9 protein-coding genes are annotated in these 15,790 nt (G+C 50.7%); 1 reads left to right on the top strand and 8 read right to left on the bottom strand.

Features of this window, described 5'->3' with window-relative positions; all coding sequences use genetic code 11:
* Positions 1-72: 72 nt before the first annotated feature.
* From tuf to rpsL, 4 genes are all read right to left on the bottom strand, one after another.
* Positions 73-1,248 (bottom strand): elongation factor Tu, encoded by a 1,176-nt coding sequence (gene tuf, locus ABFZ84_RS10555; protein WP_369313983.1) that lies wholly within the window; start codon positions 1,246-1,248, stop codon positions 73-75.
* Positions 1,249-1,333: 85 nt separating this feature from the next.
* Positions 1,334-3,412 carry an elongation factor G gene (gene fusA, locus ABFZ84_RS10550; RefSeq protein WP_369313982.1) on the bottom strand — a complete coding sequence of 693 codons (2,079 nt, stop codon included), beginning with the start codon at positions 3,410-3,412 and terminating at the stop codon, positions 1,334-1,336.
* 29 nt (positions 3,413-3,441) lie between these two features.
* Positions 3,442-3,912 (bottom strand): 30S ribosomal protein S7, encoded by a 471-nt coding sequence (rpsG, locus tag ABFZ84_RS10545; protein WP_369313981.1) that lies wholly within the window; start codon positions 3,910-3,912, stop codon positions 3,442-3,444.
* Positions 3,913-3,923: 11 nt separating this feature from the next.
* The gene (gene rpsL, locus ABFZ84_RS10540) at positions 3,924-4,295 is read right to left on the bottom strand and encodes a 30S ribosomal protein S12 (protein ID WP_369313980.1); all 372 of its coding nucleotides are present in this window, start codon (positions 4,293-4,295) and stop codon (positions 3,924-3,926) included.
* A gap of 465 nt (positions 4,296-4,760) precedes the next feature.
* Between rpsL and ABFZ84_RS10535 the strand changes: the two genes are divergently transcribed.
* The gene (locus ABFZ84_RS10535) at positions 4,761-5,975 is read left to right on the top strand and encodes a glycosyltransferase family 4 protein (RefSeq protein ID WP_369313979.1); all 1,215 of its coding nucleotides are present in this window, start codon (positions 4,761-4,763) and stop codon (positions 5,973-5,975) included.
* A gap of 65 nt (positions 5,976-6,040) precedes the next feature.
* Here the strand turns inward: ABFZ84_RS10535 and rpoC are convergent, their stop codons facing one another.
* From rpoC to rplJ, 4 genes are all read right to left on the bottom strand, one after another.
* On the bottom strand, positions 6,041-10,297 hold the full coding sequence (gene rpoC, locus ABFZ84_RS10530; protein WP_369313978.1) for a DNA-directed RNA polymerase subunit beta': 4,257 nt from the start codon (positions 10,295-10,297) through the stop codon (positions 6,041-6,043).
* A 74-nt stretch (positions 10,298-10,371) separates the two neighbouring features.
* Positions 10,372-14,451: a DNA-directed RNA polymerase subunit beta gene (gene rpoB, locus ABFZ84_RS10525; RefSeq protein WP_369313977.1), complete on the bottom strand. Its 4,080-nt coding sequence runs from the start codon at positions 14,449-14,451 to the stop codon at positions 10,372-10,374.
* Positions 14,452-14,733: 282 nt separating this feature from the next.
* Positions 14,734-15,111, bottom strand: coding sequence for a 50S ribosomal protein L7/L12 (rplL, locus tag ABFZ84_RS10520; RefSeq protein WP_369313976.1), 378 nt, complete (start codon positions 15,109-15,111; stop codon positions 14,734-14,736).
* Positions 15,112-15,163: 52 nt separating this feature from the next.
* Positions 15,164-15,676 carry a 50S ribosomal protein L10 gene (gene rplJ, locus ABFZ84_RS10515; RefSeq protein WP_369313975.1) on the bottom strand — a complete coding sequence of 171 codons (513 nt, stop codon included), beginning with the start codon at positions 15,674-15,676 and terminating at the stop codon, positions 15,164-15,166.
* Between the last annotated feature and the right edge of the window lie 114 nt (positions 15,677-15,790).

Genomic DNA, 15,790 nt, shown 5'->3' with positions numbered 1-15,790 from the left:
TTCTGGTTCATTACTTTATGAGTCGAAAACGCGGGCCGTATTTTCGACGGCCCGCGCCGGTTATCTTACAGGTTACTCAACGATCTTCGCGACGATGCCTGCACCAACTGTGCGGCCACCTTCGCGGATCGCGAAGCGAAGTTTATCTTCCATAGCGATCGGAACGATAAGCTCAACATTCACTTCAACATTGTCGCCCGGCATAACCATTTCCGTGCCTTCTTTGAGCGTAACAACACCGGTCACGTCAGTCGTACGGAAATAGAATTGTGGACGGTAGTTTGTGAAGAATGGTGTGTGACGACCACCCTCTTCTTTTGTGAGAATGTATGCCTCAGCTACGAATTTAGTGTGCGGCGTTACTGAACCTGGCTTGCAGAGAACCTGACCACGCTCAACACCCTCACGCTCGATACCACGAAGAAGAACACCAACGTTGTCGCCAGCCTCTCCGCGATCAAGCAATTTGCGGAACATTTCAACACCAGTACAAGTTGTTTTCTTGGTGTCTTTGATGCCGATGATTTCGAGTTCGTCACCAACATTTACAACGCCGCGCTCAACCCGGCCCGTAACAACCGTACCACGACCAGAAATCGAGAACACGTCTTCGATTGGTAGAAGGAACGGAAGATCAACTGGACGCTCAGGCGTTGGGATATAATCATCAACAGCAGCCATAAGCGCTTTGATTGATTCTTCGCCAATTTCAGGGTCACGACCCTCGACAGCTGCAAGTGCAGAACCTTTTACGATCGGAATATCATCGCCTGGGAAGTCGTAAGAAGAAAGAAGTTCGCGAACTTCCATTTCAACGAGTTCCAACAGCTCTTCGTCATCAACTTGGTCAACCTTGTTGAGGTAAACAACGATGGCAGGAACACCAACCTGGCGAGCAAGAAGAATGTGCTCACGTGTCTGTGGCATTGGGCCGTCTGCTGCGTTCACCACAAGAATAGCGCCGTCCATTTGAGCAGCACCAGTGATCATGTTTTTGACGTAGTCAGCGTGACCTGGGCAGTCAACGTGGGCGTAGTGGCGGTTATCAGTTTCATACTCAACGTGTGCAGTTGAGATGGTGATACCACGTGCTTTTTCCTCTGGCGCAGCGTCGATTTGGTCATACGCTTTAAAGTCACCATAATATTTGGTGATCGCAGCCGTCAAAGTAGTTTTACCATGGTCAACGTGGCCAATAGTACCGACGTTGGCATGTGGTTTCGTACGTTCAAACTTTGCTTTCGACATTTCACTTCTCTCCGTCTTCTTTGACGTCTGTCGTTAAACTTTTCGCCCGGGAACGAGTTTCTGGCGGGCGCCTTAAAATTTCCGGCTAGCCGGCAAGCTTCGCTCTTACTTCTTCTTCAACCGCCTTCGGTACGCGCTCATAATGATCAAACAACATTGTGTACTGAGCACGACCCTGAGTAGCCGAACGAAGATTGTTGACGTAGCCAAACATATTCGCGAGTGGAACCATTGCGTGGACAACATTTGCGTTGCCGCGCATTTCCTGCTCTTGGATCTGACCACGACGTGAGTTCAGGTCACCGATGACTGTACCGGTATACTCTTCCGGGGTCACAACTTCGACCTTCATGACTGGCTCAAGAAGAGCCAACCCGAGTTCCGCTTTATTCTCACGGAACGCTGCCCGTGCCGCAATCTCGAAGGCGAGAACCGACGAGTCAACATCGTGGAACGCGCCGTCGTAAAGCTCAACTTTGAAGTCAAGAATTGGGAAGCCGACAAGCAGACCCGTTTCGCGAATTGAGTTGATGCCTTTTTCAACGCCAGGGATATATTCCTTCGGAATAGAACCGCCAACGATTTGACTTTCGAATGAGTAACCCTCACCCGGCTCCTGCGGCACAATGCGGAACTTAATCCGAGCAAACTGACCAGAACCACCTGACTGCTTCTTGTGCGTATAGTCGATATCAGATTCACGCGTAATCGTTTCGCGATACGCAACTTGCGGCGCACCAATATTCGCCTCGACTTTAAACTCACGCTTCATGCGATCAACGAGAATGTCGAGGTGAAGCTCGCCCATACCCTTAATGATCGTCTGACCAGACTCTTCGTCAGTTGAAACCCGGAATGATGGATCTTCAGCAGCCAAGCGTTGCAGGGCAAGACCCATCTTTTCTTGGTCAGCTTTTGTTTTCGGCTCAACCGCAAGCTCAATCACGGGATCTGGGAATTCCATACGCTCGAGAACGACTGGCTTGCCAGAATCGCAGAGCGTGTCGCCTGTCGTCGTATCTTTAAGGCCAACAACCGCGATGATATCACCAGCGTAAGCCTCTTTGATTTCCTCACGGCTATTCGAGTGCATCTGGAGCATGCGACCAGCACGCTCCTTTTTACCTTTAACCGTGTTGAGAAGATGAGAACCAGCCTCAAGCTTACCTGAATAGATACGGCAGAATGTCAAAGAACCAACGAACGGGTCATTCATCACCTTGAACGCCAACATCGCAAGCGGCTCATCATCAGACGATTTACGCGTTACTTCTTCATCTGAGTCCGGAAGGTGGCCTTTGATCGCAGGGACTTCGATTGGGCTCGGCAGGTAATCAACAACCGCGTCCAACATTGGTTGAACGCCTTTGTTTTTAAACGCTGAACCACAAAGAACCGGATGGAAATCAACCTGACATGTACCCTGACGGATGAGACGCTTAATTGTCTCGTTATCAGGCTCATTACCCTCAAGATACGCCTCAAGAACCTCTTCCTCGAGCTCGACAACCGTTTCGATCATCTTCTCGCGGTATTCTTTTGCCTTCTCGACCAGATCCTCAGGAATCTCTTCGTCGTGAAACGCAGCACCAAGGCTTTCCTCTTCCCAGACGACAGCCTTCATCCGGATCAAGTCAACAACGCCTTTAAATTCGTTCTCAGCACCAATAGGCAACTGAAGAATGACCGTTTTACACGCAAGACGATTATGGATCGTGTCTACAGAGTAATAGAAATCTGCACCGATCTTATCCATCTTGTTGATGAAGAACATGCGCGGGACGTTATACTTGTCGCCCTGACGCCAAACTGTTTCAGTCTGAGGCTCAACACCAGCGTTCGCATCAAGCAGCGCCACAGCGCCATCAAGCACACGCAACGAACGCTCAACTTCAATGGTGAAGTCAACGTGCCCAGGTGTGTCAATGATGTTCAGACGTTTGTCGTTCCAGAAACAAGTGGTCGCAGCCGAAGTAATCGTAATACCCCGCTCCTGCTCTTGCTCCATCCAATCCATTGTCGCAGCGCCGTCATGGACTTCGCCGATTTTATGGCTCTTACCTGTGTAATAAAGGACGCGTTCCGTTGTCGTCGTTTTCCCGGCGTCAATATGCGCCATGATCCCGAAATTCCGGTAGTCCTCAATTTTATGCGTGCGCGCCATGATGTGGCAGCCTTTACTGTTAGTTCCGATTACCAGCGATAGTGCGAGAATGCGCGGTTGGCCTCGGCCATCCGGTGCGTATCCTCACGTTTCTTTACGGCCGCACCCCGGTTTTGGGCTGCATCCATCAATTCATTTGAAAGCTTGTCGATCATCGTAGTTTCGTTGCGCGAGCGAGCTGCAGAAATAATCCAGCGCATCGCCAATGCGAGCTTACGGTCAGGACGAACCTCGACAGGCACCTGATAAGTTGCACCACCAACACGACGAGACCGAACCTCGATCGCGGGCGTTACGTTATCAATAGCTTCCTTGAAAAGCTCTACCGGCGGACGGCGAAGCTTATCTTCGATACGGCTAAACGCGCCATAAACGATTTTTTCAGCCGCTGGCTTCTTACCATCGACCATGACGTAATTCATAAATTTAGAAACTGTCTTGTCTCCGAATTTTGGATCCGGGTGAACAACTCGTTTCTCTGCGCGGTGACGACGAGACATATCGCTTTATCCTATTTCGGGCGTTTCGCGCCGTATTTCGAACGACGCTGCTTACGGTCTTTGACGCCCTGCGTATCCAGAACACCGCGAACGATGTGATAGCGAACGCCGGGAAGGTCTTTTACTCGACCGCCACGGATCAGGACCACAGAGTGCTCCTGGAGATTGTGACCCTCACCCGGAATATAGCCGATCACCTCAAAACCATTCGTCAGGCGGATCTTCGCAACCTTACGAAGCGCCGAGTTCGGCTTTTTTGGTGTCGTTGTATAAACGCGCGTACACACGCCCCGCTTTTGCGGATTTCCTTCGAGCGCCGGAACCTTGTTAATTCGGCGCTTGGGCTTCCGCGGTTTGCGGATGAGTTGTTGAATAGTAGGCATTGCGTCTCCAGGCTTTCGCTATCAGCGGGCGCCGACCCTCAAAAAAAATCCCCGCATCATGGACGCGTATCCATGACACGAACGAGAGGCGCCCCGCATTTGGAACGCCGCTCAGTGAACCTCAACTGTCATCATCTAAAAGCGGCTGCGTTTCAGTGTCGATCTCTCGAAAGACCTGACGGCCAGCCATTCAGCGGCGCGAGACATAACTGTCCCCATCACCGGGGTCAATACAATAACCGCAATCTGATTGCAGTTTTTGTGCTTTTTTCACGTCTGTGCCCCATATCGTTACCGTATATCATTTTCCAGGCCTTAGTTGGTCTATATTACGACCGACAAAACGGATATAGCGCCCTCTTTTCGCGTCACGCAGGAAAAACTAACAAAATTAATGAGTACCATAGCCAATTCCGGCTAAAAGCAAATAATTCGATTGATTCGAAATGAGATGAGAGACGAAAAATGACGAATCACCCGCGCAATCAGCGCACCCCACCCAAACGAGTGTTTTTTGCAGCCGGCGCAGGCGATGCCATCAAAGCTCACCACCACTGGCTAACTGGTGAGCAAGACCCCGAGCAAGTTTCGATTACTTTCTCTAGCCAAGTTGAACAATATTGCAACGATATTGGGGCTGACCTTTATATTGTAGGTTACAAATCAGACTTTGGCATTCTCCAAGATGGTTCGACCAAAATTGAATACATATCCAAGAAAATTCCGAATGCTAGTGGCGCGGCATACCACCTACGTGAAGCTTTTCATGGACTTAGACTACTTGTGCGTGCGGTACGTTACCGCCCAGATGTTGCTCTCATCGAGTCTGGGTGTACCCAATACTTCATGCAAGGTCTATTTTCCATATTTGGTATCCGTGTTGTGCCAATTCTCCACAATGCGCTTTGGCCATATGAAAAAAAACCAAGTAACATCTCGGCACGTCTTATCCAAACACTCGATGGTTTATTTTGGCGATACGGACCTGCAGAAAGTCTCTGCGTTTCCCCCGTTTCGGCTAATCAAATTCGTGAATTAGGTGGGCCTAACGCTCGACCGACGCGTCAGTTCAGAGCTCAATTCAACGCGGACTTTTTTGCTCCGATTAAGCCCCTGCCCCCCTACGAGCAAAGACCATTCCGAATTAATTATGTAGGACGTATTGTCGCCTCCAAAGGAGTATTTCACCTTCTTCAAATCGCCCGCGCTTTAGAAGATGAGCGGCCTGGTACTGTGAAATGGACAATTTGCGGCTCTGGCCCTGACCTTGAAAATCTTCGTAACGCTTCAACAACCGCGGGGCTAGACGAGGTTGTCACGATCAAAGGATGGACAGCACCCGCTGAACAGATCGCAATCTATTCATCTTCGCACTGCTCGATCGTGCCCAGCATCGAAACCGAAGGGTTACCGATGTCCGCAATCGAATCCCTCTTAGCAGGCCGGCCTATCCTAGCAAGCGACGCAGCTTTGACTCTAGACGCCCTATCGGCTGCGAGTGTGGTCTGTCAGCGAGGCGACGTCGCATCGTATATCAAGGGTATTAAACGGTTGTTAGATGACCCAAAATTCTACCACTCCCTCGCCCGTAATTGCCGTGACATCACAGAACCTTTTGTCGATTTACAATTTGGACTAACACAAGCACTCAAAGATTCGCTCGGCGACGGAACGCGATGATCGCTAGTAACACAAAAACGGCGACCCGAGGGTCGCCGTTTTCATTTCGTGTTCGGAAGCACTGATTATTCAGCGGCATCCTGATTTGCTGGGCTTTCCTCACCTTCAGATTCCATAACGCCCGCTTCCATCACCGCTTCAGGTGAGGCTTCGATTGCTGGAACATCAGATACCCCGGCGCGTTTTACGCGCTCTTCGATCAATTCACGGTCACGACGTTCTGCTTCGAGCTGGTGACGCGACATTGCGCCCCCCGTACCCGCAGGAATGAGACGACCAACGATGACGTTCTCTTTAAGGCCTTCAAGCATATCGATCTTGCCGTTAACGGCCGCATCCGTAAGAACCCGCGTGGTTTCTTGGAAAGATGCCGCAGAAATAAACGACCGTGTCTGCAAGCTGGCTTTTGTAATACCGAGGAGAACCGGCGTTGCTTTCGCAGGACGTTTTCCTTGGTCTTCTAGTTTTTCGTTCGTTTCTTCAAACTCAAAGCGATCGACCTGCTCTTCTTTCAAGAATAACGATTCACCTGGGTCAGTCACTTCAACCTTCTGAAGCATCTGACGGACAATCACTTCGATATGCTTGTCGTTAATTGGAACGCCCTGAAGACGGTACACTTCCTGAATCTCGTCAATAAGGAAGTCAGCTAGTGCTTCGATACCCATGATCGCCAAAATGTCGTGCGGCGCGGGGTTACCGTCCATCAGATATTCGCCCTTGGCGATAAAGTCCCCATCCTGAACCGCGATATGACGGCCTTTCGGAACGAGGTAATCTGAAGGTTCAAGGCTCTCATCCGTTGGGATGATCTTGATACGGCGTTTATTTTTATAATCACGACCGAATTCAACCTTACCATCAACATCAGCGATGATCGCATGGTCTTTCGGACGGCGGGCTTCAAAGAGCTCCGCAACACGTGGAAGACCACCTGTAATATCCCGCGTTTTCGCGCCTTCCGTTGGGATACGAGAAACAACGTCACCAGATGACATCATCTCACCGTCCTCAACCGAAAGAACCGCATCAACAGGAAGCGTGTAACGTGCTTCACCGCCACTTGCGAGTTTCAAGGGCTCGCCATTTTCGTCAACAAGAACGATTGCCGGCTTCATGTCTGCCGCACGCGGGTTGGCGCGCCAATCAATGACAACACGGCTTGCAATACCCGTTGCCTCATCGGCAACAACCTGCATCGAGAAGCCTTCCTGTAGATCCTCAAATTTCACTTTACCACTGACCTCAGTCAGGATTGGCAATGTGTATGGATCCCAGTCAGCAAGACGCTGACCGCGTGTTACCTTGTCGCCATCATCGACACGAAGCTTCGCACCATAAGAAACTTTGTAAGATGCGTTCTCTTTGCCGTCTTTATCGACGATTTTGACCAAAGTATTCCGGCCCATGATGACCAACTCGCCTTGCGAGTCTTTAACAACGTTCCGGCCTTCAAGTTTGACCGTACCCTCATGGCTCGCTTCGATGAATGATGAGTCGCCAACCTGCGCTGTACCACCAACGTGGAACGTACGCATGGTAAGCTGAGTACCTGGCTCACCGATTGACTGCGCGGCGATAACACCAACGGACTCGCCAATATTAACCGGACACCCCCGTGCGAGATCACGGCCATAACACTTCGTACAGATACCAACTTTTGTATCGCATGTCAGAACTGAACGAACACGAACTTTCTGGACACCAGACGCTTCGATCAACTCACTCTGAGCCTCATCGACTTCGTCATTGGCTTTACCAACAATTTCGCCTGTTTCCGGATGCATAACATCTTCGAGCAATGTACGGCCAAGCAGTACCTGCGATAGCGGCACAACAACCTCGCCACTACGGACAACCGCTTCGATGGTGATGCCGTTTGTCGTTCCGCAATCAACCTCGCGGACGATACAATCCTGAGCAACGTCGACAAGACGACGTGTCAGATAACCGGAGTTCGCCGTTTTCAACGCGGTATCCGCCAGACCTTTACGAGCGCCGTGGGTCGAGTTGAAGTATTCAAGAACGGTCAAACCCTCTTTAAAGTTAGAGGTAATCGGCGTTTCGATAATCTCGCCTGACGGCTTTGCCATCAGACCACGCATCGCACCTAGCTGACGCATCTGTGTGGGTGAACCACGAGCACCAGAGTGAGACATCATATAGATCGAATTTGGCTCAAGCTGACGGCCTGAATCCGGATCATATTTCGTGTCCGAAATCTCGGCCATCATTGCATCAGCAATTTTATCCGTACACTTCGCCCAAGCGTCGATAACCTTGTTGTATTTCTCACCACGTGTGATGAGACCTTCAGCATATTGCTGTTCGAACTCACTCACGAGATTGCGGGTGTCTTCAACGAATTGTTTCTTCGCTTCAGGGATTACAACATCGTCCTTACCGAAAGAAATACCGGCTTTACAGGCTTCTTTGAAACCAAGGTCCATAATATGGTCAGCAAAGATCACTGTCTTTTTCTGCCCGCAATGGCGGTAGACAATATCAATCAACCCCTGAATGGTTTTCTTGGTCAGAAGTTGATTAACGACTGAGAACGGAACATCAGAGTTACGCGGAAGAACCTGCGCAACCTTCATCCGGCCAGGCGTACTTTCTACAACTTCAGTGACCAATTCGCCATCAGCGTTAAGTCCCTGCCAGCGAGCTTTGATTTTTGCGTGAAGCGTAACGACACCCGAATCAAGCGCGTGTTCAATCTCTTCAATTGAACCAAAGACTTTGCCCTCGCCCGGCTCACCTTCTTTTTCCATGGTGATGTAGTATAGGCCAAGAACAATATCCTGAGACGGCACGATGATTGGCTTACCGTTCGCAGGTGAAAGGATGTTATTGGTCGACATCATGAGAACGCGTGCTTCAAGCTGCGCTTCAAGTGATAATGGTACGTGCACGGCCATTTGGTCGCCGTCAAAGTCGGCGTTAAACGCAGTACAAACCAATGGGTGAAGCTGGATCGCTTTACCCTCGATCAGTTTTGGCTCGAACGCCTGAATACCCAAACGGTGCAAAGTCGGCGCGCGGTTAAGCATAACCGGATGTTCGCGGATAACCTCATCAAGGATGTCCCAAACCTCTGGGCGTTCTTTCTCCACCAATTTTTTAGCTTGCTTAACTGTCGCCGAAAGCCCCTTCGCATCGAGACGCGAATAGATAAACGGCTTAAATAACTCAAGCGCCATTTTCTTTGGCAGACCGCATTCATGCAGCTTCAGTTCAGGACCAACAACGATAACCGAACGACCAGAATAATCGACGCGCTTACCGAGAAGGTTTTGACGGAAGCGCCCTTGCTTCCCTTTCAACATGTCTGAAAGGGATTTTAGCGGACGTTTGTTTGTACCGGTAATGACACGGCCACGACGACCATTGTCGAACAACGCATCAACAGATTCCTGAAGCATACGTTTTTCGTTCCGAACGATGATGTCCGGTGCACGAAGTTCGATCAAACGCTTCAATCGGTTGTTCCGGTTGATAACCCGACGATAAAGATCGTTGAGGTCAGAAGTCGCGAAACGACCACCATCAAGCGGTACAAGCGGGCGCAATTCTGGTGGAATGACCGGAATAACCGTCATGATCATCCATTCAGGTTTGTTACCTGACTCGATAAACGCTGACAGCAGCTTGAGACGCTTGGCGTATTTCTTAGATTTCAATTCGCTGGTTGATTCAGCGATATCAACGCGTAGCTTTTCACATTCCATCTCAAGGTCGATGGACGAAAGAATTTCACGAATAGCCTCAGCACCGATACCGGCGGTAAAACTATCTTCGCCATATTCTTCTTGAGCCTGAAGATATTCTTCTTCGGTCAAAAGTTGACTCGGTTCAAGCGCCGTAAGGCCCGGCTCGATGACGATATATTGTTCGAAATAAAGTACGCGCTCAAGATCTTTGAGCGTCATGTCGAGCATGAGAGAAATACGGCTCGGAAGCGATTTCAGGAACCAAATATGCGCAACCGGCGCAGCCAGTTCAATGTGGCCCATGCGCTCTCGGCGCACTTTGGTCAACGTAACTTCAACACCGCATTTTTCGCAGACGATGCCTTTATACTTCATGCGTTTATATTTGCCGCACAAGCATTCATAATCTTTGACCGGGCCAAAGATACGAGCACAGAACAACCCGTCCCGTTCCGGTTTAAAGGTACGGTAGTTGATAGTTTCAGGCTTTTTGATCTCGCCAAATGACCAAGAGAGAATTTTCTCCGGTGAAGCCAGCGAGATGCGGATCTTATTGAACGTCTGCGCGGGCGCAGTCGGATTAAAAACGTTCAGCAGTTCCTGGGACATAAGAGCCTCTCAATTCGGAGCGGATGATCAGTCCGCAAATCAATAACTAAAGGGAATGGGGGACGCTAAACGCGTCACCCATTCTGAAGCTCGACGTTTAGGCCGAGAGAACGCATTTCCTTGACGAGGACGTTGAAGCTTTCCGGGATACCGGCTTCGAACGAGTCATCACCACGAACAATCGCTTCGTAAACTTTGGTCCGGCCCGCCACGTCATCTGACTTAACAGTCAACATTTCCTGTAGCGTGTATGCCGCGCCATAAGCTTCAAGCGCCCAAACTTCCATCTCACCGAAGCGCTGACCACCGAATTGAGCTTTACCGCCCAATGGCTGTTGCGTGACAAGTGAGTATGGACCGATCGAACGCGCGTGAATTTTGTCATCAACGAGGTGGTGCAGCTTGAGCAGATATTTGTAGCCCACGGTGACCTTACGTTTGAATGTCTCACCCGTCCGTCCGTCAAACAACGTAACCTGACCCGAATCTTCGAGACCGGCGCGCTGAAGCATATCGACGATTTCAGCTTCACGAGCACCGTCGAAAACTGGTGTCGCAATCGGCACGCCGCGGATGAGGTTCGCACCAAGCTCTTTCAGCTCTTCGTTTGAGCGCGGAAGAACTTGTTCCTCTCCATAGACATGCTTCAACTGAGCAACGAGATCTTCTCGGGTTTTGGAACCATTATCCCATTCCTCAAGAACATCGCCAATTTGACGGCCCAGACCACGACATGCCCAACCAAGGTGGGTTTCAAGAATCTGACCAACGTTCATTCGCGATGGAACGCCGAGCGGGTTAAGAACGATGTCGACTGGCGTTCCGTCTTGTAGGAACGGCATGTCTTCCATCGGCGCGATTTTAGAAATCACACCTTTGTTCCCGTGGCGACCAGCCATCTTATCGCCCGGCTGAAGCTTACGCTTCACAGCAACGAAGACTTTGACCATCTTCATCACGCCCGGTGGCAGTTCATCACCACGCTTAAGCTTGTCGACCTTATCTTCAAAGCGCGCTTCGAGGCGGGCTTTTGAATCGTCATACTGCTTCTTAAGCGCTTCGATTTCACCCATGACAGCTTCGTCGGCGACGCCGATTTTCCACCATTGGCCGCGCGACAGCATCTCATCGAGAACTGTTTCGGTAACCTGACCGGATTCAAATCCTTTAGGACCAGAAACAGCTTCTTTTCCGAGAAGCAGCGGCTTGAGACGACCATAGATATTACGTTCAAGGATCGTAAGCTCGTCGTCGCGGTCTTTTGCGAGACGTTCAATTTCCTCACGCTCGATCGCGATCGCGCGTTCATCTTTGTCAACGCCGTGACGGTTAAAGACGCGAACCTCAACAACCGTACCAGCAACTCCCGGCGGAAGTTTCAGTGATGTATCGCGAACATCCGAGGCTTTCTCACCGAAGATCGCACGAAGGAGTTTTTCCTCCGGCGTCATTGGCGACTCGCCTTTTGGCGTAATCTTGCCAACAAGGATATCCCCCGGATGCACCTCTGCACCGATTGCAACGATGCCGGCTTCATCGAGATTACGGAGCGCCTCTTCCGAAACGTTCGGAATATCGCGGGTGATCTCTTCAGGGCCGAGCTTCGTGTCACGCGCCATCACTTCGAATTCTTCGAGGTGAATCGATGTGAACACATCATCGCGCACAATACGTTCAGAAATGAGGATCGAGTCCTCAAAGTTGTAACCGTTCCAAGGCATGAACGCCACGAGGACGTTTTTACCAAGAGCGAGTTCCCCGAGGTCCGTTGACGGACCATCAGCAATGATATCGCCTTCGCGGACGATATCGCCGATTTTCACGAGCGGACGCTGGTTGATACAAGTGTTCTGGTTTGAACGCTGGAACTTGCGAAGATTGAAAATATCAACACCCGGCTTGGTTGGGTCATTCTCTTCAGTCGCCCGAACAACGATGCGCTGCGCATCAACCTGTTCAACGATACCAGGACGGCGAGCAGAAACCGCCGCGCCCGAATCGCGTGCCACAACCGACTCCATACCAGTACCAACGAATGGCGCTTCGGCCTGAAGCAATGGCACAGCCTGACGCTGCATGTTTGAACCCATTAGCGCGCGGTTCGCATCGTCATTCTCTAGGAACGGAATGAGCGCCGCAGCAACGGACACAAGCTGTTTCGGCGAAACGTCGATATAGGCCACGTCTTCGCGCGGAACCAAAGTCGCATCGCCACCAACACGGCAATTGACGAATTCGTTAGCCAGGCGGCCCTCTTCGTCCACTTCTGCGTTGGCCTGCGCAATCGCGAAACGCTGTTCTTCCATCGCTGACAGATAAATGACTTCGTCTGTCACTTTCCCGTCTTCCACGCGGCGATATGGGCTTTCAATAAAGCCGTATTTATTCACCTGCGCATGGGTCGCGAGCGAGTTGATAAGACCAATATTCGGTCCCTCTGGCGTTTCAATCGGACAAATCCGGCCATAGTGGGTCGGGTGAACGTCGCGAACCTCAAAGCCCGCACGTTCACGCGTCAGACCACCAGGGCCAAGCGCTGAGAGACGACGCTTATGCGTGATCTCTGAAAGCGGATTGGTTTGGTCCATAAACTGCGAAAGCTGTGACGAACCAAAGAATTCACGTACCGCTGCGGCCGCTGGTTTCGCATTGATCAAATCATGCGGCATCAGCGTATCTAGTTCCGCAGATGACATACGTTCTTTGATCGCGCGCTCCATACGAAGCAAGCCGATGCGATATTGATTTTCCATCAACTCACCGACCGAACGAACACGGCGATTGCCGAGGTTGTCGATGTCGTCGATGTCGCCGCGACCGTCGCGTAAATTGGACAGCGTTTTAAGAACCGCAAGAATATCCTCTTTGCGGAGCGTGCGCAGCGTGTCTTCGGTCTCGAAATCAAGACGAATGTTCATCTTCACGCGACCAACCGAAGATAGGTCGTAGCGCTCAGGATCAAAGAACAACGAATAGAAAAGACCTTCAGCCGTCTCCAAAGTGGGCGGCTCACCCGGACGCATGACGCGGTAGATATCAATAAGCGCCATTTCACGATTGCGGTTTTTATCCGCGTTCAGCGAGTTCCGGATATATGCACCAATATTCAGGTGATCGACATCAATCGTGTCGAAGGAATCAATGCCGATCTCTTCGAAAGTCTCGATATGATCTTCGGTGATTTCCTCACCCGCTTCCGCATAGATCTCACCATTGTCAAAATTGACAAGGTCAGACGCGAAATAACGGCCACACATTTCCTGATCGCTCAGAAGAAGCTCTTTAAGGCCATCTTCTGCAAGCTTTTTGGCAGCACGTGCAGAAAGCTTTTTACCAGCTTCAAGAACGATCTCACCATCTTTTGCGTTGATCAGATCGCGCTCGACCTTAACGCCTTTCCAGCGCTCAGGATTATACGGCATCGTCCAGCCGGTTTTGATCTTCTTGTGCGAGACGCGCGTATAGAATTCGTCGAGAATTTCTTCTTGATCCATACCGAGCGCATAAAGCAGCGTCGTCGCCGGCAATTTGCGGCGACGGTCGATACGGACATTGACGATGTCTTTGACGTCGAATTCAAAATCTAGCCACGAACCACGGTAAGGAATAATCCGCGCTGCGAAGAGCAACTTCCCTGACGAGTGGCTTTTGCCGCGGTCATGATCGAAAAATACACCCGGCGAACGGTGCATCTGCGATACGATAACGCGCTCGGTGCCGTTCACGATGAACGTACCATTGTCCGTCATGAGCGGCATGTCGCCCATATAGACTTCTTGTTCTTTGATATCCTTGACCGATTTAGCACCCGTCTCTTCGTCTACTTCAAAGACGATGAGGCGCAGCGTCACTTTAAGTGGTGCCGCGTAGGTCATGTCACGTTGCTGACATTCCTCGGTGTCATATTTCGGATCTTCAAATTCGTACGAAACATATTCCAGCGTCGCAGTCTCGGTGAAATCCGAAATCGGAAACACGGACCGGAATACAGCTTCGAGGCCATCGATCTCGCGATCTTCGACCTTAATAAAGCGCTGCAGGAATTGTTCGTAGGAATCTTTTTGAACCTGAATCAGGTTCGGCATGGGAGCCGCATCGCCGATACGGCCGAAATTTTTACGAATGCGTTTCTTCTCAACGAAGGATTGCGCCATCTTATCCTCACAAGCGGATGTCAGCCGTTTCGCAGCGCGCGCGACCCAACCCCGCTATCAACAGGGTTAACGCATACGAAAAAGACCCGTCGGCCGGACAATGTTCGACCGCGGGCGCGGGTGACTAAATTTTGATCTCGATTAACCGAAGCACGTCGCCGCAAAACCTTAAGCCGCCGATGGGAATCCATCGGCGGCGATTGGGTGTAATAAGCGTGCTTGTCCGCGACCGCAACCCCTGCGGATACGAAAATTCACGCCTATCACGCAATTTTAGACAAACTATTTGAGTTCGACTTTTGCGCCAGCTTCTTCGAGCTTTTTCTTGATGTCTTCTGCTTCGGCTTTGCCAGCAGCTTCTTTCACTGCTTTGCCGCCAGCTTCGACGAGCTCTTTTGCTTCTTTCAAGCCAAGACCCGTAATCGCACGTACTTCTTTAATTACGTTGATTTTCTTGTCGCCTGCGCTGACGAGAATAACGTCAAATTCAGTCTGCTCTTCGCCTGAACCGCCGTCACCCGCACCTGGAGCCGCTGCAACTGCAACCGCGCCCGCTGCTGGCTCAATGCCATACTCGTCTTTAAGGATATTTTTCAGCTCTGCAGCTTCGAGAAGCGTCAGACCAACAAGCTCTTCAGCTAGTTTTTTAAGATCAGCCATTGTGTTTAGTTCCTAGTTGATTGTTTAGATTAACAAAATTCAGTCGGGCCGCTTATGCTGCCTCGCGATTCTCCAAGGTCTCCAAAATACCAGCGATATTCGATGCAGGTGCACCGACAGCGCTTGCGATATTTGCTGCTGGAGATGTGATAGTCAGGACGATAGAGGCCAAAAGCTCCTCGCGAGATGGCATTGACGCAAGCGCATTCACACCATTTTCGTCGAGAATTTCTTCGCCCATCGCGCCGCCAAGGATTTTGAGCTTGTCATTTTCCTTAGCAAAGCTCTTCACGGCTTTCGCCGCTGCGACCGGGTCTTCAGAGAATGCGATTGCAGTCGGTCCCTGGAAAAGTTCCGAGAGCTTATCGCTCGGCTTTCCGGAGATCGCGATCTTGGCGAGACGATTCTTGACGATTTTCATGCTGGCACCGGATTTACGCAATTCTTCGCGCAACACTTCCAGTTCAGAGACGCTCAGGCCTCCGTTTGCCACCACAACAACCGTATTCGCATCGAACACGTTGCCGATCCATTCGACCGCTTCCGCTTTTTGGGTTCTGTCCATACGGCAGGTCCCTTCGGTTCGAACAAGGCCAACAACCATAGATGTGGCGGTCGGCCTCAGATAATCCCTGTATAAATACAGGGGGCTTCAATCTCGCATTTGATGTCGGAAACC

Origin of the sequence: Hyphococcus lacteus, from assembly GCF_041058985.1 — a bacterium.
Classification (GTDB): Bacteria; Pseudomonadota; Alphaproteobacteria; order Caulobacterales; family Parvularculaceae; genus Hyphococcus; species Hyphococcus lacteus.
This window is presented reverse-complemented; position numbering and strand designations above follow the sequence as displayed.